Source organism: Echinicola sediminis, from assembly GCF_054777495.1.
In genome coordinates, this window is sequence record NZ_BAAHAP010000025.1 from 1 (window position 1) to 23,672 (window position 23,672).

Genomic DNA, 23,672 nt, shown 5'->3' on the forward strand with positions numbered 1-23,672 from the left:
ACAGTACGCATCGTGCCGCTGGCACTTGGGTTTAACATCCCAATGGCATCGATTAATTTGAGATTACTAGAGGGGCTTGGTAGCTATTCGGATAACAGAAATGGTTTAATTTCCTCATAAAGGAAATTAATGATCGGTTAAATTAATGCCGTTAGGCATGATGGTTATTGTAATAGTGGGTTTTAACCCACATAGATAAGAAGAGAGTAGAGCCCAAAAATGCCTTTAGGCATGGTTGCTATTAAAGCCTATGAATACAACTGCTCAAGGGGGTAGGTTTTGGACGTGACCTAATAAAATCTACCGTGCCTATGGCACTCGTGGGAAAGTCTAGGCCATTTTTACCAGGGATGAATCGCTTTGTTACAGTATGCTTCGTGCCGCTGGCACTTGGGCTTAAATCAAAATAATAAAAGAAAAAAAATATTTTTTGTCACCTATTCCTAAATTCCATGTGTCATAGGGGTAAAAGTAACGATAGGTGGATAAAGATTCTGTAAATATTGATTTTTCTGTCATTTGGAAAAAGGTGCATGCTTCCCTGAGCCAGGAGGAAGAAAGGCAGTTCAAGGCTTGGCTGGAGGAAAGCGCCGATCACCGGACTTATTTCGATCATGTGGTCCGCTTCTATAAGGACGGATCCCAGTTTGGTGATGAGCAGGGATGGGCAGAAAAGGCCTGGCCGGAATTTTCCGAGAATTTATCCGATACCAAACAGAGGAGATGGCCTATCGGCCGGTATGCTGCCGCTATTGCCGCAGCCCTTGTTCTGGTACTGGTCGTGACAGCCGTGCTGAAACCGTCCTTGTTTGACAAAGAAAACCCCGGGCAGACGGTGGCTACCATTGGGCCGGGGACAGAAAAGGCCATTCTCTTAATGGATGACGGGACTTCCTATGATCTTTCCTCCGGAAAACCGCTGAATTTGGAAGACGGGGGCAGCCAGATTGTAAGCCAGGGAAAATCCCTGCAATACAGACAGGGTAAATCGCCAGCGGCTCAAGTAAAATACAATACCTTGGTCGTTCCGCGGGGAGGACAGTTTAACCTGAGCCTGGCGGACGGTACCCAGGTCTGGCTCAATGCAGGTTCTACCCTGAAATACCCTACCAACTTTACAGGCAGCGAAAGAAGGGTGGAGCTAAGCGGTGAGGCCTATTTTGAGGTAGCGAAAAATACCGAGCAAGCCTTTAGGGTAATCACCGATCAACAGGTCGTGGAGGTTTTGGGAACGGCATTTAACATTGCTTCCTATAAAGAAGATGCTTCCATTTTCACCACCCTGGTGGAGGGTAAGGTAAGCGTCTTTATCAAAGATAAGCCGGAAAATAAGCAGGTTTTATCACCCAACCAGCAAAGCGAATGGGTCAAGGGAAAAGAGCAGATCCAGCAAAGGAGCGTGGATGTGCGGGAATTTATCGCCTGGAAGGATGGCTGGTTTTACTTCAAGGAAAAGCCCTTGGAGGAAATCATGAAAGCACTTGCCCGCTGGTATGATGTACAAGTGAAGTTTGAAAACCAGGAAGCAAAACAGCTCCCCTTTACCGGAGAAATCAGAAAGTATGAAGACCTGGAAGACGTATTGGTCTTATTGGAAAAAACGCGTGATGTACAATTCAAAATCGAAAGGAGGACCATCATTATAAAATAAAAAAGGAGGATGCTACCAACATCCCCCTGAAAACGATTCGAACAAATCAAATGTTTTACTTAAGCAACCTAAAATTATGAAAAAAAAGCCCAGTAACCTACCCTTTGGACTGAGGGGTAAAATGCTATTAACCATGAAACTCACCCTGATACTCATTTTGGTAGGCGTGATGAAAGTCTCGGCAAGTGCCTATTCCCAAAACGTAAAATTGGCACTGGATTTACATCAAGCCACTGTAGAACAAGTGTTTGAGGAAATTAAAAGCCAAAGTGAATTTAATTTCCTGTACCGGTCGGACCTGATCAAGGAAATCCCCAAGGTCAATGTCAATCTGAGAAAAGTAAGTCTGGAAAAAGTGCTGGATCAGATCTTGGTCCCGCATGAATTTACCTACGAAATCCACGACAAAACCGTAATTATTAGGAAAAAAGAAACCAAAAAAGCTGATGAAACACCATTACAACAGGAAGTAAAAGGCATTGAAATTACCGGAACCGTCACGGACGAAAACGGTCAGCCCATTCCAGGGGCGGCCGTTCAGGTTCAAGGTACTACAATAGGTACCGTTACAGACATCGATGGGAAATATAATATTGATGTGGAAGAGGGCTCGACCTTGGCATTTAGTTTTTTGGGGTATAAGCGCAAGGAAGTGATAGTTGGGAATCAGACGGTTTTAAATGTCAGCATGTTACCGGATACCCAGGCATTGGAAGAGGTTGTTGTTGTGGGATATGGATCTGTCAGGAAGTCGGATCTTACGGGAGCTGTAGCGTCTATTTCTTCAGAAGATATTACCCAGGTAAATGCGGTATCCAATCTAGCGCAAACACTCCAGGGACAATCTCCTGGGGTGCAAGTGTCTCAATCTTCTGGTCAGCCCGGGGATTTTATGCGAATAAAAGTAAGGGGTACCAATTCATTGGGAGCAGGTAATGACCCTTTATATGTGGTGGACGGGCTTCCTTTGGATGGTTTGACTGCACAGTTTAATCCCGAAGATATTGCCAGCATCAGTGTTTTAAAGGATGCTTCGGCCACAGCCATTTATGGTTCTAGAGGTGCGAATGGCGTCATCATGATTACCACCAAAAAAGGAAAGACGGGGAAAGCTCAAGTTTCATATAATACTTATTATGGTATTCAAAGTCTCCGGAAAAAAATAGATGTGATCAATGCCTCTCAATTTGCCCAGTTGCAAAATGAAGTGGCACAGAATGATGGAGTTGAGCTTCCTTGGACACCGACTGAAATCGATGCCTTGGGGAGCGGGACTGATTGGCAAAAACTTACTTACCGTGATGCTCCGGTCCAAAACCATGATCTTTCTATTTCCGGAGGGAATGATAAAACAAAATACTACAGCTCATTTGGCTATTTTAATCAGGAGGGGATCATAAGGAATTCGGGATTTGAAAGGATGTCTTTTAGGACAAATATTGATCATACCTTTTCTCAAAAGACAACCTTTAATACAAGTTTCTCCATTCAAAACTCCAAATATAATCAAGCGCAATTCAAAAGTGCGGATGGGGGTGGAGGTATTCCTTTTACCACCATGGTAATGCCTCCAACGCAAGGAGTGTATAATCCTGATGGAAGCTACACGAGGTTTACCGGAGTTCCGTGGGGGCAAACCAACCCTGTAGGATTGTCTGATAACTGGCATAACATGGATAATAATTTGCGAATTATAGGCAATGCCTCTTTTTCTTACGAAATCCTAGAGGGGCTTAAGCTAAAATTGAGCGCAGGCCTTGATAATGGTTTTAATCGTGCAGATGTTTATTTCCCTTCGAATATCAGTTTGGGCCAAAGAAGCGACGCAGACGGAAATCCCGTATTCGGAGTAGGGTCGAAGTCTTATTCAAACAGTGCTACTTTTATCAACGAAAATGTTTTGGAATATACCAAAGCATTTGGTCTACATGATGTGAACGCACTTGGAGGTATTTCATATCAATCCTCTAAAAGAGAGGGCTTGAACAGTGGAAACGCTATTGGTTTTTTGAGTGATATTTATGAGAACAACAACATATCATCGGCGGTGACGAAGGCCCTGCCATCTTCTTCCTTTACGGACAATAAACTGATGTCCTACTATGGAAGGTTCAATTACGTCTATAACAATAAATATTACGTAACCTTGACAGGGCGATATGATGGTTCTTCCAGGTTTAGTGCAAACAACAAATACGCTTTTTTCCCATCAGGAGCAGTGGCTTGGACCCTTTCCGAAGAGGAATTCCTGAAAAATAGTTATGCTGTTTCTTATTTAAAGTTAAGGGCAAGTTATGGGGCCTCGGGAAATCAGGCCATCAGCAACTACCAAACGCTGGCCAACCTGAGCAGTAGGGATGTGGTGCTGGACAATCAGCTTTACACCGGCTTTGTACTTTCTTCTTTGGAAAATCCTAACCTAAAGTGGGAGACTACTAGGCAGTTGGATATTGGGGTAGACTTGGGCTTTTTTGATGATAAATTACTTTTTGAGGCAGATTATTATAACAAGCGAACATCAGATCTGCTTCTTAATGTGACATTGCCTGGGTCTGGCGGCTTTGGCTCGGTTCTTCAGAATGTCGGAGTGGTACAAAACAGGGGCTTGGAGTTTATGGTCTCTACGGAGAATGATTTTGGCAATGTCCATCTCTCCTCCTCATTGAATGTGACACGCAACAGGACCAAAGTCCTGGATTTAGGAAGTGACGCTTATGGAAATCCGATTACTTTTAAAGAGATAGGAACGGGAGGAAACTGGTTCCCAACCATTGTGGGGCAATCGATGATGCAGTTGTACGGTTTCACGGTAGAAGGAGTCTATCAAACTGATCAGGAGGCCCTTGACAACGGTGAGCCAAATAAAAAAGCTGGTGATTATCGTTTCAGAAATTGGGATGGAGAAGGAGTGGTCAACGATACTGATGACAGAACAGTGCTGTCCAACCTGGAACCTAAATTTACTTTTGGTTTCAATAATCGCTTGAGCTATAAAGCATTTGACTTGTCGATCCTTATTGTGGGCAGTTATGGGAATGATATAGTCAATGAATTTAGAAAGTACAATTTGACATTGAACGGTAAATGGGCTCCCACCAAAGAGTTTTACGATAATAGATGGCAAGGAGAAGGAAGTAGTACTACGGCAGAAAGGCCATCCTCCAGAGCGGGAAGTTCAGTAAGGGACTATGCTAACAGCCTATGGGTAGAAGATGGTTCTTACCTGAGACTAAGGGACATAACCTTGGGGTATACTTTTAAGCCTACTTTTTTAAGTCAGGGAGCTGGATCGATCAGAGCATATTTAAGTGCGCAGAATTACCTGACATTTACCAAGTACAGCGGTTATGACCCCGAGGTTTCTTGGGCAGCAGCGTCTATAAACGGATGGGATAGAGGTAACTATCCTGCTTCTAAGTCTATTACCGCAGGACTAAAATTAAATTTTTAATGCTGTCTAACTAAGTGTCAATAGTCAATTCTAAACAACAAAATAATGAAACGTACTATAAATATTCTAATATCATTATTAATAGCTTCGGGTTCGGGGATGCTTTCTTCCTGCGAGGGGATTTTGGAAGAAAACCCGAAGACGGTATTGAGTCCGAACGAGTTTTTTCAAAATCCGGATGGATATGAGAGCGTAGTGATAGGTATTTATTCACAATTACCTTTGTTTGTATCGGAAACCCATGAAATGTTGATTGATATTTATGGTATGCCGTCTCCCGAGTCTGAGCAGGCATTACCCATTTATAATAATCAACCGACCCCCTATTTTTACAATGCTAGAGGGGCATGGAATACCCCTTATTCTGTCATCAAGAATTCAAACTTTATTATCGCCAATCTTGCAGAAGCTCCTTTGGATGAAACAAAGAAAAATCACCTTCTTGCAGAAGCCCGGTTTCTAAGGGCTTATGCGTATTTTGATCTGGTACAATTATTCGGTGACATTCCTTTGCCCAAAGTAGTGGGGGATACCTACGAAAGCTTAAAACTGCCTAGAAGTCCTCAAGAAGAAGTTTATTCCTTTATTCTGGAGGATTTAGAATTTGCTGAAGACCATTTAGTAGATGAGGCTCCCCAAGAAGGAAGGGCATATAAACTTGTTGTCACGGCGCTTTTGGCCAGGGTGTATGTAACTATGGCAGGAAACCCACTGAACCAGACTTCACTATATAGTAAAGCACTTGAAAAAGCTCAGGAGGTGATTAATTCCCAAAAATTTGATCTACAGGATGATTATGCCGATGTCTTTCATCAAACAGCGTATACAACTGAGTCTATATGGGAGAAACAATATGTACCCGGAAGAGGAGGGAATGGCTTGCATGGGATTAGTTGTACTTTAGAAGGCTATCGTCCAACTTTAGTACCAGCAGAAAGCTTCATCAAAAGTTTTCCCGTTGGAGACAGAAGAAAAGAGTGGGGCATAGTAGCTAATATGGTAAGCCCAATTTCGGGAGAGGTTTTAGCACCGTATTTTCAGAAGTTTGTAGACAATGATTTGGTTGAGAGAGGAACAGGCCCTTCTGGTTCGATAGTCTCCTTTTCCATACCGTTGATCAGGTTGGCGGAAATGTACCTGATAGCAGCCGAGGCAGAAAATGCGCTGAATGGTCCTGGAGATGCCTATCAATATATCAACAGAATCAGGGAAAGGGCGAGGATAGATAAAAACGATGTCGCACACGTTCCTGATTTAGCCGGTCTTTCCAAAGAGCAGTTTCACCAAGCTGTGATAGCGGAGTACAACTGGGAACTTCATCAAGAAGGCCATGGATGGCATAATATGAAGCGATTGAATACTTTCAATAGAATCCAAGAAGTAAGGGGGAATTCGCTGACTGTGCCAATAGGGATTTATAATCAGACCTGGCCGATTCCAATTGAAGAAATAACCAACAATAATATTGAACAAAACCCGCTTTATCAATAGGGTAAATGACAGCCTGGGGGGACTCAGGCTGTTATGTTCATTTTTTGGTTTCACGTCTAAGGAGGTAGTAGTTGCCATAGAAGAAGAACGGAGGTCCGGAGCATCTAAGTGGAAGATGTAAGCGGAAGAAATATTATTAAAAGCCTAGAGAATAGTTGTTTTTGAAAAATACAAAGTTGAGTTAATTGAAATTATATGAAATTTACGAAAACCCTTATTGCCATTATCTGGCTATTTAGTACCTCATTTTACAGTTTTGCACAAGGAGTAAAAGAATTTTATGTGTCCCCACTGGGAAATGACAAAAACCCAGGAACTGAACAAGCACCTTTTGGCAGCCTTGAAAAGGCAAAAGCGATAATCAAAGACCATAAGGTCGCAAATACCGATGAGGCAATTCACCTGATTCTTAGAGAAGGGACGTACTATCTTCAAGAACCTTTGGTTTTTGGAGCCGAGGAGTCGGGCAGTAAAAAAGCGCCTTATCTTATTCGCTCAGCAAAAGGGGAAAAAGCAGTGATCAGTGGCGGAAGAGCTTTGGAGTTGAACTGGAAAACGTTTAAGGACGGGGTTTTAATGGCCAAGGTACCAAAAGGGCTGAAGTTTGAAGCCTTGTTTGTAAATGGTGAAAAACAGATCAGGGCGCGGTATCCAAATTATCAAAAGGGCATCTATCCCTACGGGGGCTTTGCTGCCGATGCCTTATCAAAAGAAAAAGTGGAAAGTTGGAAACATCCTGAGGGTGGGGTAATACATGCCCTACATCAAGGAAGGTGGGGAGGAATGCACTATTTGATTACCGGGAAGAATGATGACGGGAGTTTGGCTTATGATGGGGGCTGGCAAAATAACCGAAAAAGTCCTATGCATACCAGTATGCGTTTTGTAGAAAATATTTTTGAGGAGCTTGATAGCCCCGGCGAGTGGTTTCTGGATACCAAGAAAGGTTTGCTATATTACTATCCACAGCAAGGCTTTAGCAGTACTGAAATAAAAAAAGTAGAGGTTGCAGAACTAGAAAACCTGATCTCCCTAAAAGGTGATCAAAGAAACCCCGTACAGTATATAAAGTTTGAGGGGCTGGTATTTGCCCACACGGCCCCAACATTCATGAAAACAGAGGAAAGGTTAATGAGAAGTGATTGGGCGATTTATAGAGGAGGGGCAATGCTGTTGGAGGGGACCGAGCATTGTGCTGTTGAAAATTCAATTTTTAATAACCTTGAAGGCAATGCTGTTTTTGTAAGCAATTATAATAGAAAGGTGAATATTAAGGGGAACCATATCAGTTCTATAGGAGGCAGTGCGATAAGCCTGGTAGGCCATTCGGATGCCGTGCGCTCACCAAGTTTCAATTATCATGAATTTGTTGAGGAGGAGGATATGGATACAGTTCCGGGACCGAAAACGGAGAATTATCCCGCCAACTCATTAATAGCTGATAACCTTATCCACGATATTGGCCTGATTGAAAAACAGGTAGCAGGAGTTCAAATCCAAATGGCAATGGATTTACATGTTGTCCATAATACCATTTATGATGTGCCCCGAGCAGGGATTAATATTGGAGACGGGGCATGGGGCGGACATATTATTGAATACAACGATGTGTTCAATACCGTGTTGGAAACAAGTGATCACGGAGCGTTCAATTCATGGGGCCGAGACCGTTTTTGGCACCCAAACAGAGGGGTAATGGATACTTTGGTGAAAAAACACCCCGATTGGATAAAACTTGATGCCATAAAAACCACCATTATCAGAAATAATCGTTTCCATTGTGATCACGGTTGGGATATAGACTTGGATGATGGCTCCAGCAATTATGAAATATACAATAACCTCTGTTTAAGTGGTGGGATCAAGCTCAGGGAAGGGTTTTATAGAACGGTATATAACAACATCATGCTGAACAATGGCTTTCATCCCCATGTTTGGTTCAAAGACAGCCATGATGTATTTACCCGGAATATTGTAATGATGGCCCATCAACAAATCCGGGTAAACCATTGGGGTGATAAAGTAGATGAGAACTTTTTTACCTCCGAAAAGGACTTGGATCGAACAAGAGATTATGGAGTGGAAGCGAGTGGCGAGTTTGGAGACCCGAAATTTATTGCCCCGGAAAAAGGAGATTTCAGACTAGAGAATGCTTCTTTTGCCAGTGTTTCAGTAGGCTTCGAAAACTTTTCAATGGATAATTTTGGCGTGGTTTCAAAGTCATTAAAAAGCCTCGCCAGAAAGCCTGTTTTACCGGTATTGTTTATGGAAAGCAAGGAAGAAATTAAAAAAGTCTATGAATGGAGGGCGTATAAGGTCAAGAATATGGAAACACTTGGAGAACAATCTGCAGCAGGCTTAAATGAAATAGCTGGAGTCTTGGTTTTAGAAGTTTCTGACCCTGCCTCAAGTTCTCTACAAAAAGGAGATGTGATAATAGGTTGTTGGGGAGAGAAAGTAAATAATGTAGTGGACTTACAAAAAGTGGAAAAGAGTAATGCTTGGAAGGGGGCTGTGGAATTGAAAGTTTGGAGAAATCAAGCTATAGTGTCTGTTTCCATTGATAAATGAAAAGTTCGGTATTAGCAGCATAATGATTTTTCAATGTGGCCCTGAGTATTTTTTTGAAGAGGGATCATCATTTTAACCATTCCGGAGAATAAGAATAGCTAAGCATATTTTTATTCTCCGGATACCAAGGTGAGGACCAAAAATAGGAAGACACAATTTCTATCCCTCGCTAAGGAAGTATATTTTACCGCCAATCCTTCTGTTTCCCCTGCCGACCTTTTGGCCTTCAAAACAATGAAACCCTTACTTTTACAGGTTTTTGGGATAAAAGAGTATTTTTTTAGTTTAAATGGTAAATATAGTATGTATAAGGGGAAGGTTTTCTGTGGGAAATCTGCAGTAGAATTACAATCTTTATAGTATATCCTTTGACCTGCCGACAAAATTGTGGTTAGATGCCTTATTCTCGTTTATCCATATGGCCGATCGCAGGCCTGGGCTGTATACGGTCACTTTTAAAAGAGTTCTTGAGAGTATGTCAGTGTATCATATTTATATCGCATCGGATTCCATCAACTTTTTGGGGGCAGAATCCATCGCCCAGCTGGCGGCAGCGAGCTTTTCCGATCGGGAATGCAAAATCATCAAAATCCCGAACGTAAAATCCTCAGAGAAAGCCTTGGAGACGGTGCTGGCGGCAAAGGAAAACCAGCCTTCCCTGGTGGTGTTCACCACCTCCCTGGTGGAGGTGCGGGATACCTTCCTTATCGATGGGCTGAAGCACCGGGTGCAGTGTTTTGATCTCCTGTCACCATTGGTAAAGGCATTGGGGAATGTACTCAAAACACCCCCTGTTTATCGACAAGGCTATTCCTGGCAGCTTGACGATGCCTATTTCCAGAAGATCAGTGCCCTGGAGTTTGCCATTAACAATGACGATGGAAGAAGCCTGTCTTCCCTACAAAAAGCGGATATCGTTTTGATCGGTGTGTCCAGGACCTCCAAAACGCCTTTGAGCATTTACCTGGCCTACCATAATTATCTGGTGGTAAATATTCCCCTGGTGTCGGAAAAAAATGTGCCGCCGCATCTGTACCAACTCTCCTCCAAAAAAGTCATCGGATTGACCATTTCCCCAAGAAGACTTAATCAGATAAGGGCAGAACGTACAACCAATATGGGCCTGATAGGCGAGTCGCCCTATTCAGATATGAACAGGATTATAGAGGAGCTGGAATTTGCTGATAGGGTGATGAAGAAAATAGGCTGTCCGGTGATAGATGTATCCAATAGGGCCATTGAGGAAACCGCCGAAACCATTATGAAACTAACGAATAAACCAAATATCCAAAACCATGAATAAATACGTATACGCTTTTTCTGAAGGAGACAAGACCATGAAGGCCCTGCTAGGAGGGAAAGGAGCCAATCTGGCCGAAATGACAAAATTGGGACTGACGGTTCCCTCCGGGTTTACCATCACCACCGAGGCTTGTAACCAATATTTCCTAGACCAAAATACCATCAGCCCTGAAATAAAAACACAGATCGATGAAGCGGTCGGCAACCTGGAAGGGCTGGTGGAAAAGAACTTTGGCGGTACGCCGGGATTGCTGGTGTCGGTAAGGTCTGGCGCGGTGTTTTCCATGCCCGGAATGATGGATACCATTTTGAACCTGGGGCTTAATGATGAAAATGTCCGGGACCTGGGAAAGCAAACGAATTCCATGCGCTTTGCGCTGGATTGTTACAGAAGGTTTATTCAGATGTACAGCAATGTGGTGTTGGAGGTGCCCATTTACCATTTTGAGTCCATCCTGGAGGAGCACAAGGAAAAGGACGGAATACGGAACGATCAGGATTTGGGGGAAAGTCATTTGGAAGCCATCATCCAGGAATACAAAGCGGTGGTGCTGAGGGAAACAGGCAAAGAGTTTGAGCAGTCTCCTAAAAAGCAGCTTTTTGCGGCCATAGAGGCAGTTTTCAGGTCTTGGAACAATGAGCGGGCAAAAATTTACCGCCAATTGAACAATATACCGGACGAGGTGGGCACCGCTGTTAATGTCCAGATGATGGTGTTTGGTAATATGGGCGATACTTCGGGAACGGGCGTGGTATTTACAAGGAACCCTTCGACCGGGGAAAACCGGCTTTTTGGAGAGTACCTGATGAACGCACAGGGCGAGGATGTGGTGGCCGGTATCCGGACTCCCAGCCCCATTCAAAACCTCAAGGGCGCGCTTCCAGAAGTTTATGAGGAGCTCGAGAATGCCGGGAAACTGTTGGAAATGCATTATTCGGACATGCAGGATATTGAGTTTACCATCGAAAAGGGTAAGTTTTACCTGTTGCAAACCCGTAACGGAAAGCGGTCAGCATCGGCAGCGGTAAAAATTGCGGTTGATTTTGTCCAATCGGGTAAACTTGAAAAAGCCGAGGCCATCAAGAATTTTGAGGCAAAGCAAATAGATCAACTTTTGCACCCAGGCTTTGATCCGGAAAAGCTGGCTGCAGCGATAGAACTGACGGTAGGTCTGCCAGCCAGTCCAGGAGCGGCGACTGGACAGGTATATTTTGATGCCAAGTCCGCTGAGCAGGCTCGGGAAAGTGGCAAAGAGGTGATTCTCGTGAGAAACGAAACCTCACCGGAGGACATAGGGGGGATGGTCTGTTCCAATGGGGTGTTGACTGCCCGAGGGGGCATGACCAGCCATGCGGCGGTGGTCGCCAGAGGAATGGGGAAATGTTGTGTGTCCGGATGTATCGATCTGGAAATCGATGAGGGGAACCGGAGGATGAAGGTAGGGGACCATAGTCTGGAAGAGGGAGACTATCTATCTCTGGACGGCAGCACGGGAAAAGTGTATTTAGGAAAGATCGACACCGTATCGTCAACGATAAACGAGGATTTTATAGAATTGCTGTCCTGGGCGGATGAATTCAGCAGTATTGGTGTGCTGGCCAATGCAGATACACCCCTGGATGCCAGACGTGCGAAGGAATTCGGGGCCAAAGGTATCGGGCTTTGCAGGACCGAGCACATGTTCTTTGAGGGAAGGAGGGTGATGGATATCCGGGAGATGATCATGGCGCATACGGATGAAGATAGGAAGGCGGCGCTGGAGAAGTTGTATCCCCATCAAAAAAATGATTTTAAAGAACTCTTCAAAGTAATGGGAACCATGCCGGTAAATATCAGGCTACTTGATCCGCCACTGCATGAGTTTCTTCCTAAAGGAAAAGAGGAAATGCGTGATACTGCGGCCGATTTAGGAGCGGCACTCGAAGAGCTCGAAAAGGTGGTGGAAGAACTTTCTGAGGTCAACCCCATGATGGGCTTGAGGGGCTGCAGGCTTGGTCTGGTATATCCTGCCATCTATGAGATGCAGGCCAGGGCGATCATAAGTGCGGCGCTGGAGGTGAAGGAGGAGGAAGGGATGGTGCCATGCCCAGAAATCATGATACCCCTCGTAGGCAATGAGCTGGAGTTATCAAAACTGAGGAACTTGGTGGAGCAGGTAAAGCATGAGCTGGATCCCGAAAAGGAGCTGGGTGAAGTGAAGATAGGCACCATGATCGAAGTACCCCGCGCCTGCTTGGTGGCTGATCGAATAGCCCAGCATGCGGACTATTTTTCTTTCGGAACCAATGACCTTACCCAGATGACCTTTGGTTACAGTAGGGATGATGCCGGTACCTTTATCACCAAGTATAAGGAACAAAAAATTCTGGCCCATGATCCTTTCCAACAACTGGATCAGGAGGGAGTAGGAGAATTGATGAAATGGGCCATTCAAAAAGGAAAGACTGAAAAACCTTCCCTGAAAGTAGGGGTTTGTGGTGAACAGGCCGGTGAGGAAGAGTCGCTTCGCTTCCTGAATACATTGGGGTTGGACTATGTGTCCTGTTCTCCTTTTAGGATACCCAAAGCCAGGCTTGCCGCCGCGCAGGCAGCAATCAGCCAAGCAGAGAAAAAAGCCAGTTTAGTTACAACAAATCGTTGAATATGAGTCGGCAAGGGTCAACAACCGGTCTTCAGGCCGTAAGGCATCCGCTAGGGACGACCATTGATCGGTTCATTTCACAGTGTCAAGGTGAATTCCCCCAAGCTATGGGGGAATTTTCCCAATTGCTAAGGGACATCGTAGAGGCTTCAAAAGTCGTTAGCCGTGAGATCAACAGGGCCGGGCTCAGTGGGGTGGAAGGAATGAAGGAGGAGGAAAACGTCCAAGGGGAAAAACAGGGCATGTTGGATGCCATAGCGGATGCAAGATTTGCCAGTGCCCTGATCAAAGGAAAGCAGGTATGTGCCATTCTCTCCAAGCAAAGTGACGGGATCATTGATACAGGTCACAAAGAAGCCAAATATGTGGCGGTCATTGACCCCTTGGATGGATCATCGAATATCGATATCAATATTTCCGTAGGGAGCATCTTTTCGGTTTATAACAGGAAAACAAAGCGGGGCGGAGATTTCTCCGTGGAGGATTTTTTGCAGCCCGGATCGGCTCAGGTAGCTGCAGGCTATATCCTGTACGGGGCATCCACCATGCTGGTGTACACCACGGGGCAAGGGGTGAACGGCTTTACCTACGAGCCAACATTGGAGGAGTATTTTCTTTCCCATCCCCTTATCGAACAGCCTGCCACGGGGGAATATTATTCGATCAACGAAAGCCAGGCTGATTCCTTTCCGGAGCAGGTGAAGCGGTATTTGTCGTTTTGCAAGCAAAGAAATAGGGATACGCGTTATGTGGGGTCCTTGGTCTGTGATTTTCACCGCAACTTGCTGAAAGGAGGGGTCTTTCTCTATCCTCCAAACCGCAATTATAGTGATGGGAAATTAAGGTTGCTCTACGAATGCAATGCCCTGGCCATGATCGCCGAGCAAGCAAAGGGGCAGGCAACGGACGGGAAAAGGCGTATTTTGGAAATCCTGCCGGAATGGCACCATCAGCGGGTGCCTTTTTATACAGGGTCACATGATATGGTGAAGGAACTGATGGGGCTTTAGCCATGATCAAAAATTGATGCCGTTTTGATAAGGAAATTAGTCAATCGTAGCCTTTTTTGTAAAGGAAAGTATATATCAGATAAACGCTATAGGCGTTTTTTTTAGGGGGCCTTGAGTTAACCATTAAGGAATTAAGAGCATAAAGGAAAAAAGGAAACAGCCCTTAATTTTCTTAATTCCTTAATGGTTTCAGGCTTTTCTCAACTTATCCAATTTTTAACGTTTGGAAAAATCTTGGTTTTTCCCTGTTACAGTTAAATACCCACTTTAAATTATTAAACCAAACTTAGTATTCAAGGATATTTTTGAAGCTTCAATCAGGCTCTACCGGGGCATTAATGACATCTAAGGCTTTCAGATCGGTGCTTTGCTCAAATACTGCTTGATAGTGACCCTTGGAAGAGATGCTAAAGCTGCTATTGCCAGTTTTAACCTTATACCAATGGCCGTAAAGGTTGATGGAATCGGCACGTAAGGTATAAGGTGACCCCGCTCCGGAATAAATGACACCGTGTTTCTTTTGAAGGCTCTCTTTATCCTCCCCTTCATCTTCCAACACCCGCAGCCGATATCCCCGGTGACACCAGGCTTCTTCAAAGACGTAAAGATCTTCCCGCTCAAGATGTTCTTCGGTTCCATCCCTGTCAAAATCTCCCTTTAGGCTTATGGGGAAGATACGGTCTCCGGTAGATAATCCAGTTTCTTTCCTGATCAGCCAAACTTTTCCATCGATGGTGCTTGGCCTGGGATCCGGATTATTGCATGAAGCCATGGTGATGGAAAGCCCCAATGCTGAAACTGGGAGAATGAAAAATGTCTTAAGATTGGAACGGAGCTTAATCATGTAGTAGATAAATAGTCGAAAAAATCTTTACGGGAGGAGCGATCTTAGGTTATGAAAATGAGCCAAAGAATTGGTTAAAGATAAATTAAGCGGGTATAAAGGCGTAAGAAATTTGATTATCCACTATTCTGCCAGTAGCCAATTATGTATATCCGCAAAGACACCAGTAGGTCTAAACTAGCAAACCATCTCTCACAGAATGCACAGAAACCCACAGAAAAGATTTTTAATTCCGTGTAATTCTGTGGAATCAGTGAGAAATAAATTTACTGGTGTAATTGCGGATAATTGTATAGCCAATTTAACAAAGATGGATAGCGCAAATGGTTTCAAAAATAGATGTTTGGAAATCCTATTTGGTACTCCACCTGGGAGAAAGTAGCCATACTAATCAACAACCCGCCGGGGTTGGCCATTTATTTAGATTTTCGGGTTCTATATGGAACACTGTGGGTAGAAAATTTAAGTTTATAAGAAAAAAGAGCCTGGCTGTTGAAAGGCATCTGGTGCCGATAATTATCGGCAGAAAAAGAACATTCACAATTGACAGACAAGGCAGCTCACTTCGACAAGCTCAGTGACCGTATGCTATTTCGGGTTTGATCCCGGGGGGAATCAATGTTTTGGCCCCTCTGGGGCCGGGAGGAACAATTCATAACTGGAAATGGAAGCACCCGAGACGGGTGCAATATGGGTAACCCCGGTCAAGCCGACAGGGGAGGCGCAGCCCGGGGATGGTAAAACACAACGGATCAAAGCATTAGCCGCAAATACTCCCCGCTGTGGCAACCCCTTTCCGCTAATGCCTTCGGCCGCCTTGAAAAGCCATCCCAAATACCTGCAAGCAATTCTCCAAACAAAGAGGAACGGAGTGTTTTAGCACGTTTAGCCACCACAAATCATAAAGAACCGATTTTCTCACACATTGGGTTTTTACCTAGCTTTGACGGCAGGTCCCCCCCTCAATCCCGCTCCAATCCCTGTTGGGCTCTGGGAAAACTCGAAGAGACGTTTTTTAAATCAAACTGAGGCTCTTTACTTATACTATAAGAATAATAGTTGCAAAGGAGATGCTTTTCCCTCTTCCGCTGGATAAAAGTGTGACATTTGGGACTATTGACATCATTGGGGATAATCTTAAAAGAAAAAAAATCAAGTTCGGCGTTTGTTTATATTTAATATGTTCATACATTTATACATAAATAATAAGTTTGTAATCAAAACATGATAATGGACTCTTTTATCAGGAAGGTATTGAGGCGGGGAAAAAGGCATTGTAGGCACTTTATCTGTAATCAGCAGGCTCCTACTGGAGAGAGGATTACTGATAAGGGGTATATTGATTTCCTTCTGAGAGTTGATGAAAGGAGTTTTGATAAATGCTAGTAAACCCAAGATAGATGTCTAAATCAAAAGTCTCATTAAAACTGGTTACTCCGGTTTTGTTTTCCTTCTACGTTATGAGTTTTAGTGATCTTGTAGGTATAGGAGTGGATCGGGTCAAGTCGGAATTTGACCTTAGCAATACACTGGCGCAAATGATCCCATTTGCCGTGTTTTTATGGTTTTTTGTGCTGTCCGTCCCCATAGGGATTTTGCAGGACAGGATTGGAAAGCGGAAAATGCTGAACATCGGAATGTCGGTAACCGCTTTGGGGCTTTTGTTCCCCTTTCTTTTTTATACCTATAATATGGTCTTATTGGGCTTTGCCTTATTGGGGATAGGAAATACCATTGTACAAGTCTCTGCCAATCCCTTATTGGTAGATGTGGTCCCTTCCCACCGAAGGTCAAGTTTTCTGAGCTTTTCCCAGTTTGTAAAATCCATAGGTTCCATGGTCGCAGCGCCCCTGGCGGGTTGGTTTGCAAGTGCCTATGGTGACTGGAGGATCTTGTTCCTGGCATTTGCAGGCTTCTCGGTACTTACTGTCATTTGGCTTTCGGCCACCCCTATTGAGGAAACCAGAAGTTTGGAAAAACGGGCCACCTTCAGCTCTTCCTTTAAATTGTTGGGCAATGGCTTCGTGGCCACCATGGTAGCCTGTATATTCTTTATAGTGGGCTTGGATGTGGGAATCAATGCCATTTCAGGCCAATTTTTGATCAGCCGCTTCCATACGGAACAGACCACGGCAGAGTCAGCAAGAAGCCTTTACTTCTTTGGAAAGATGCTGGGGACTTTTGGTGGGGCGCTTTTGCTGACCAAGCTTGCTTCCCGCAAATTTTTCCTGTATACCTCCTTTTTCGGACTGGCAGGGATAGTAGCACTAATGGTCAGCACGGGTGAACTTGCGGCAATGGGCATTATTTTCCTTATAGGACTGGGCTTGGCCAATATCTTTCCGCTGGTGTTTTCATTGACCGTGGAAAGGTATCCCGAGAGGGCCAATGAAATTTCGGGATTAATGATCATGGCCGTGGTGGGGGGCGCAGCACTTCCTCCCATTATGGGATGGGTTGCTGATACCATGAGTGTAACCGCAAGTATTATGGTCTTGGTGCTGGCCATAAGCGGGATTTTATTGGTATCCATTGCCAATGCCCGAAAAGTAAAACTCAGTTAGTTTTTGCTTTTGCAAAAGCATTTAAGTCAGGAATAATAAAATTAAACTAAGATAAACCAATGCGTAACATCGTGAAATGCCTAATGACCTTGACAGGCTTGTTTTGTTTGGTGGGCTTTACCAAGCCAAAAACTAAAATCATTTGGGAAATTGGAGCTGATGATCAAAGTTCGGCCGAATTTGCTTTGGCTCCCAATGGCTATGAGGGATTTGTGGAAAATGATTTTGGCTGGGAAGACCGTTATTTTTTGATAGGATCGTCCGAGGATAAAACCGATTGGCCTTACGTCATTCCTGGCCCCAGTGATACCTGGGGAGGAACATGGGGAACATCCGGCTGGCGCTCCCACACCCTGACCGTTCTTTTTGGTGTAGATAAATTGCCAGAAAAGGAAGCATGGAAATTGACAGTAGATATTCAGGACTGCAATGCCGCTGATTTGCCCTTGTTTAAGGTAAGCGTAAACGGTCACTCATGGAAATACAGGCTTCCAAAGGGATCAGGAAACACCGCTCCCGATGGCAATATTGATAGGGGCGAGGGGCATTTAATAGAAATCCCTTTGCCTGCCGGAACCATAAAGAAGGGAGGCAATGAAGTCAACCTTACTGTTTTGGAAGGTTCTTGGCTGATGTTTGATCAGATCAAACTGGAAGGTCCCGAAAATACCCTTCTGATAGCAAGCAATCAGGTTTTTCTGCGCAAGGTTGAAGCTGCGGAGTATGAGATTGCTGCGCCCTATGGAAAAGCCCAGCCTTTATTAGTGGATGTGCAGCACCTTGCTGGAGGACCAAATTTGGAGGTTATGCTGGATGGGAAAAAGGTTTTCTCTGAGATCGTAGAGAAAGGAAGGTATACCTTTGAAGCTCCTATGCCCGCGGTACCTGCCCGTAAAAAAAGCAAGTATGAGATCCTTGTTGATGGCAAAACCGTTGAATCCGGTGAAATTATTAGAAGCCCTCAGGAGACCGTAACTCCCGCTGCTTACGTGGATACCAAAATTGGCAGCGCGCATTCCCGATGGATGATTGCCCCAGGGCCTTGGATGCCTTTCAGTATGGTCAAGCTGAGTCCAGATAACCAAAATGGAGGTTGGCAGGCAGGCTATGATCCTATTTTCGAATCCATTGGAGGATTCAGCCATATCCATGAATGGACCATGTCTGGACTGGTGACCATGCCTACCAATGGCCCACTTCAGACCCAGGTCGGAGACGAAAAAGAAGTAGACAGTGGCTATCGATCGCGGATTAATAAGGAAACAGAGGAAGCACCTATTGGTTATTACAAAGTTGATCTGGAGGATTATGATATCACAGCAGAATTGACGTCTACCACCCGATGCGGTTTCCAGCGCTATACCTTTCCAAGAGATAGAGAGGGAGCGAGGGTATTGCTTGACCTGATTTTCCCAGCAGAATATGCCTTTAATTCCAAGGAAGTTTATATCAAAAGAACCGGAGAATCCACTTTGGAGGGATATAGTCATCAGGTGACGCCCAATACCTGGTCCGGAGGGGTGACACAAGAATATATCGTTCATTTTGTGGCCGAATTTGATCAGCCTATTTCCAATTTCAGCGTTTGGACCGATCAAGGTGTCCAAGAGGGAACCGAATTATTGAAAGTAAAAGCCCCCAAGGATGCCGGAGCCATTGTGGAGTTTGATGTGCATCAAAACAATGTCGTTCAGCTTAGAACAGGGATTTCGTATGTCAGTATAGAAAATGCCAGGGAAAACCTGGAAACAGAGGTGTCAAAACCCTACGGGTGGAGTTTTGAAGCGGTTCGTAAAGGGCATGTGGATACCTGGAACGAAATATTTGACAGGCTGCTCATCTCCAGTAAGGACCAGCGGGAAAAAATGCGGTTCTATAACAACATGTACCGCTCGATGTGTAGTAGGAATATTTTCAGTGATGTGAACGGAGAATGGATAGATGCAGAAGAAAACCTTCAAAAACTACCCGATCCGGAATCACCTGCTTTGGGCTGTGATGCCTTTTGGAATACCTTCTGGAACCTGAACCAGTTTTGGAACCTGGTGACACCTGAGTGGAGCAGTCGTTGGGTGAAATCCCAATTGGCCATGTACGATGCCAACGGTTGGTTGGCCAAGGGGCCTGCCGGAATGGAGTATATTCCCGTGATGGTGGCAGAGCATGAGATTCCAATGATAGTCGCTGCTTACCAAATGGGAATCCGTGATTTTGATGTGGATAAAGCTTTTGAAGCAGTGAAGAAAATGCAGACCGAAGAGGCCAGGGCTGTGGGGGATGGCTTTGCGGGAAACAGGGATTTGAAAACCTATCTGGAACATGGATATGTGCCTTATGATGAAGGGCGTTTTTCCAATTCGCTGGAATACTCCTACGATGATTGGACCGTAGCACAATTCGCGAAAGCATTGGGAAAAACAGCAGATTACAAGGAGTTTTTGGAGCGGGGATATTATTGGAAAAACATCATGGATGCGGAGACAGGCTTTGCCCGGATGAAGGATTCCAAAGGCAATTGGTTGCCGGATTTTGATCCTTATAAGTCTGGGGCAAACGAGCATTACGTAGAGGGAAATGCCTGGCAGTTGACCTATTTTGTGCCCCAGGATGTGCCGGCTTTGGCCAAGGCAATTGGCAAGGAAAGGTTCGTTGAGCGTTTGGATTGGGGATTTGGAGAAAGCGAAAAAACACGGTTTAACGGCTTGAGAGATCAATATTGGGATTATCCAGTCATGCAGGGAAACCAACAGTCCATGCACTTTGCCTATTTGTTTAATTGGGTAGACAAGCCTTGGTTGACCCAAAAGTGGAGCCGTTCGATTCTGGAAAGGTATTACGGTTATGGGATTTCCAATGCCTATTTGGGAGATGAGGACCAAGGACAGATGAGTGCCTGGTTTATCATGGCTTCAATTGGTCTGTTCCAAACGGATGGTGGTTGTAGCGTGGACCCAATTTATGAGATAGGAAGTCCCCTTTACGAGAAAATAGAAATTGATCTGGGCAGCCAGTATGGGCGTGGCGATAAATTTATCATTGAAGCAAAAAATGCCTCCAGGCTCAATAAGTATGTACAATCGGCCAAACTGAACGGAAAGGAGTTAAGGGATTTCAAGTTCCCGGCAAGTGAATTGCTGAAGGGAGGAACCCTTGAGCTACTTATGGGGCCGTTGCCCAATGAAAACTGGGGTACCGGCAAGTAAATTTTTAAAGTAACCATTCTTTGGGATGGATGTAAACAAAATGGATTAGTATGAAGACAAAATCAAATTTCGATAAGTTTCCTTCGATTCAAGTAGAGGGGGAGTTGCAAAAGGGTTGGGACAACATTCTGGCTTTTTTGGAAAGCAGAGGACGAAATAAACTCATTGCCATAGAATGTTATCATGGGGTTTACGGTCAGGAATTAAAGAATGCTTTTGAGGGAAAGGCCTGCTTCATTGATACAAATGCCTTGTTTAAGGATGAAGAGGAGGTAATCCATCTTACCCGACAGGATGTAACGGAAGATGCTATTTTCGGTTTCATGACCAGGTTGCAGCTGGCGGATTTCCTGGACGAAAACAAGGTAAAATCCATGCGCGATAAGCTTAGCGGTGAGGAAGGAACCATTGTGGTTTGCGGACCTGGAGCCTTACTTTTTGCCCCTGATGCTGCTATCAAAATATATGCTGATATGGCCCGCTGGGAGATCCAGCAACGGATGAGGAGGAAAGAAGTCAATGGCCTGGGCGTGAAAAACTGTTCAGAAGCCTTTAATCTCCAGTATAAGCGCGGCTTTTTTGTAGACTGGCGGGTGTGCGACAAGTTTAAAAAGGAGTGGTTTTTCAAATGTGATTACCTGCTTGATACCAATAAAGCCAATGCTCCTAAACTGGTCAGTATGGAGACAATCGAGAAAGGCCTGTCTCAGGCGGTTTCCCAGCCTATCAGGGTAGTGCCGTTCTTTGATCCGGGGCCTTGGGGCGGACATTGGATGGAGGAAGTATGCGACTTGGAGGTGGACGGGAAGCCCAATCATGCCTGGTGTTTTGATTGTGTGCCCGAAGAAAACAGCCTCCTGTTTGACATTGCAGGGGAGATTGTTGAAATACCTTCCATCGATTTGGTGTTTTTTAGAAGCCGTCATCTGTTAGGTGATAAGGTAGAAGCCAGGTTCGGGCAGGAGTTCCCCATCCGATTTGATTTCCTGGATACCATGGGGGGAGGGAACCTAAGCCTTCAAGTGCATCCGGATACTACTTATATCCAGCAGAACTTTGGGATGCAGTACACCCAGGATGAGAGCTATTACCTACTGGATGCCGAAGAGGATGCTTTGGTCTATCTAGGAGTGAAAAAGGACGTCAATTCTGAAGAGATGATTGAAGCCTTGAAAAAGGCGCAGAAAGGCGAGGCATCATTTGATGCAGAGAAATTTGTGAATACTTTCCCTGCCAAAAAGCACGACCATTTCCTGATCCCTGGGGGGACGGTACATTGCTCGGGGAAGGACTCCATGGTGCTGGAAATCAGTGCTACACCTTTTATTTTTACCTTCAAAATGTGGGATTGGGGACGATTAGGCCTGGATGGAAAACCACGCCCTATCAATATTGAGCATGCCAGCAAGGTCATCGATTGGGACAGGGATACGGATTATGCCAAGGATGAACTGATCAATCAGGTGGAGAAAGTGGCTGAAGGTGACGGTTGGGTAGAAGAAAGGACCGGTCTGCACAAGAGGCAGTTTATTGAGACCCGCAGGCACTGGTTTACCAAGCCTGTTCAGCATAACACAGAAGGGGGGGTGAATGTACTCAACCTGGTAGAGGGTCGGGAGGCGATCGTAGAAAGTCCAACCAATGCCTTTGATCCCTTCGTGGTACATTATGCAGAGACCTTTATTGTTCCGGCAGCAGTGGGGGATTATGTAATCCGCCCTTATGGCGAAAGCGAAGGGAAGAAGATTGCCACCATTAAAGCCTTTGTGAGATAGTCCGGTTTAATTGAAGAGCGATAGATGATTTACAATCAAGATAAACGCATCGTACTGACGCTTGATGCCGGAGGGACCAACTTTGAGTTTTCGGCTATTCAGGGAAACAGGGAAGTGGTAGACCCAATCAGACGGAAAGCCTCTCCTGACAATTTGGAAGCCTGTTTAAATACGATCAAAGAGGGCTTCCATCAGGTACTGCAGCAATTGGAGGACTTCCCTGTTGCCATCAGTTTTGCCTTTCCAGGGCCTGCGGACTATGAGCATGGCATCATCAGTGACTTGCCCAATTTCCCCGCCTTCAGAGGAGGAGTGGCACTTGGACCTATGCTGGAGGAAGAGTTTAAGGTCCCGGTGTACATCAATAATGACGGGAGCCTATTTGCCTACGGGGAAGCGCTAGCAGGATCTCTGCCCAAGATAAATTGTTTGCTGGCCCAAAATGGAAGCCCGAAGCGGTTTAAGAATTTGTTGGGCATTACTTTAGGGACAGGCTTTGGGGGCGGGGCAGTGGTCGATCAGGAGTTACTTATAGGGGATAACGGCACCGGAGGAGATGTATGGGTTTTTCGGAACAAGAAATATGGGGATTGTATTATCGAAGAGAGTGTGAGCAAACGGGCCGTCGAAAGGGTTTATGCAGAGCTTTCTGGAGATTCAAGCGGTCAAAGCCCAGAGGAGATATTTTATATTGCCGAGGGGCAAAGGAATGGAGATCAAAAGGCCGCCATTAGGGCATTTCAGGAACTGGGAGAAATGGCGGGTGATACCATAGCCCAGGCGATTACCATTCTCGATGGGATCATCGTTATTGGAGGTGGTTTGATAGGGGCGGCCAAATATATCGTTCCTGCTGTAGTGAAAGAGCTGAACAGTGAAATACATAATTTGGAAGGGACAAAGTTTCCCCGCCTTCAAGCCAAGGCTTATGATCTGACGGATAAGGAACAATTGACCAGGTTTCTTGGAGCCAAGTCCAAGGAAATTACCGTACCGGGAACCCATAAGACCATTCCCTATATCGCTGAGAAGATGACAGGGGTAATGGTTTCAGAGTTGGGCGCCAGCAAAGCGATTGCCCTGGGGGCCTATGCTTTTGCCCTTCACAAGATTGATGGTAAAAGGTAGGTAATGTTAAGCGTAAGCAGGCTTAGTGAGCAGTTCTGAT

The 23,672-nt window shown here is 45.0% G+C and carries 13 protein-coding genes; 12 read left to right on the forward strand and 1 reads right to left on the reverse strand.

Annotation, left to right across the window (positions count from 1 at the left end; genetic code table 11):
* Window positions 1–481 precede the first annotated feature (481 nt).
* The 7 genes from ACYVAA_RS08620 (at window position 482) to fbp (ending at window position 14,118) form a co-directional block, all read left to right on the forward strand.
* Complete coding sequence (locus ACYVAA_RS08620) at window positions 482–1,651, forward strand: FecR family protein (RefSeq protein WP_460540555.1); 1,170 nt, start codon at window positions 482–484, stop codon at window positions 1,649–1,651.
* A 133-nt stretch (window positions 1,652–1,784) separates the two neighbouring features.
* A complete protein-coding gene (locus ACYVAA_RS08625; RefSeq protein ID WP_460540557.1) occupies window positions 1,785–5,102 on the forward strand; it encodes a TonB-dependent receptor in 3,318 nt (1,105 codons plus the stop codon).
* Window positions 5,103–5,147: 45 nt separating this feature from the next.
* A complete protein-coding gene (locus ACYVAA_RS08630) occupies window positions 5,148–6,593 on the forward strand; it encodes a RagB/SusD family nutrient uptake outer membrane protein (protein WP_460540559.1) in 1,446 nt (481 codons plus the stop codon).
* A 195-nt stretch (window positions 6,594–6,788) separates the two neighbouring features.
* Window positions 6,789–9,164 (forward strand): peptide-binding protein, encoded by a 2,376-nt coding sequence (locus tag ACYVAA_RS08635; protein WP_460540561.1) that lies wholly within the window; start codon window positions 6,789–6,791, stop codon window positions 9,162–9,164.
* A 475-nt stretch (window positions 9,165–9,639) separates the two neighbouring features.
* Window positions 9,640–10,467 carry a pyruvate, water dikinase regulatory protein gene (locus ACYVAA_RS08640; protein ID WP_460540563.1) on the forward strand — a complete coding sequence of 276 codons (828 nt, stop codon included), beginning with the start codon at window positions 9,640–9,642 and terminating at the stop codon, window positions 10,465–10,467.
* A complete protein-coding gene (gene ppdK, locus ACYVAA_RS08645) occupies window positions 10,460–13,108 on the forward strand; it encodes a pyruvate, phosphate dikinase (RefSeq protein WP_460540565.1) in 2,649 nt (882 codons plus the stop codon). The genes ACYVAA_RS08640 and ppdK overlap by 8 nt, the downstream gene beginning before the upstream one ends.
* Before the next feature lie 2 nt (window positions 13,109–13,110).
* Entirely contained in the window at window positions 13,111–14,118 is a 1,008-nt protein-coding gene (gene fbp, locus ACYVAA_RS08650; protein WP_460540567.1) for a class 1 fructose-bisphosphatase, read from the forward strand.
* A gap of 313 nt (window positions 14,119–14,431) precedes the next feature.
* Here the strand turns inward: fbp and ACYVAA_RS08655 are convergent, their stop codons facing one another.
* A complete protein-coding gene (locus tag ACYVAA_RS08655) occupies window positions 14,432–14,962 on the reverse strand; it encodes a hypothetical protein (protein ID WP_460540569.1) in 531 nt (176 codons plus the stop codon).
* Window positions 14,963–15,626: 664 nt separating this feature from the next.
* On the opposite strand from ACYVAA_RS08655, the gene ACYVAA_RS08660 reads away from it, so the two are divergent.
* The 5 genes from ACYVAA_RS08660 (at window position 15,627) to ACYVAA_RS08680 (ending at window position 23,632) form a co-directional block, all read left to right on the forward strand.
* Complete coding sequence (locus ACYVAA_RS08660; RefSeq protein WP_460540571.1) at window positions 15,627–15,842, forward strand: hypothetical protein; 216 nt, start codon at window positions 15,627–15,629, stop codon at window positions 15,840–15,842.
* Window positions 15,843–16,362: 520 nt separating this feature from the next.
* Window positions 16,363–17,526, forward strand: a complete 1,164-nt coding sequence (locus ACYVAA_RS08665) for an MFS transporter (RefSeq protein ID WP_460540573.1) — start codon at window positions 16,363–16,365, stop codon at window positions 17,524–17,526.
* A 59-nt stretch (window positions 17,527–17,585) separates the two neighbouring features.
* Window positions 17,586–20,729, forward strand: a complete 3,144-nt coding sequence (locus tag ACYVAA_RS08670) for a GH92 family glycosyl hydrolase (protein ID WP_460540575.1) — start codon at window positions 17,586–17,588, stop codon at window positions 20,727–20,729.
* A 50-nt stretch (window positions 20,730–20,779) separates the two neighbouring features.
* Window positions 20,780–22,504: a class I mannose-6-phosphate isomerase gene (locus ACYVAA_RS08675; protein WP_460540577.1), complete on the forward strand. Its 1,725-nt coding sequence runs from the start codon at window positions 20,780–20,782 to the stop codon at window positions 22,502–22,504.
* 24 nt (window positions 22,505–22,528) lie between these two features.
* Window positions 22,529–23,632 carry an ROK family protein gene (locus ACYVAA_RS08680; RefSeq protein ID WP_460540579.1) on the forward strand — a complete coding sequence of 368 codons (1,104 nt, stop codon included), beginning with the start codon at window positions 22,529–22,531 and terminating at the stop codon, window positions 23,630–23,632.
* Window positions 23,633–23,672 lie beyond the last annotated feature (40 nt).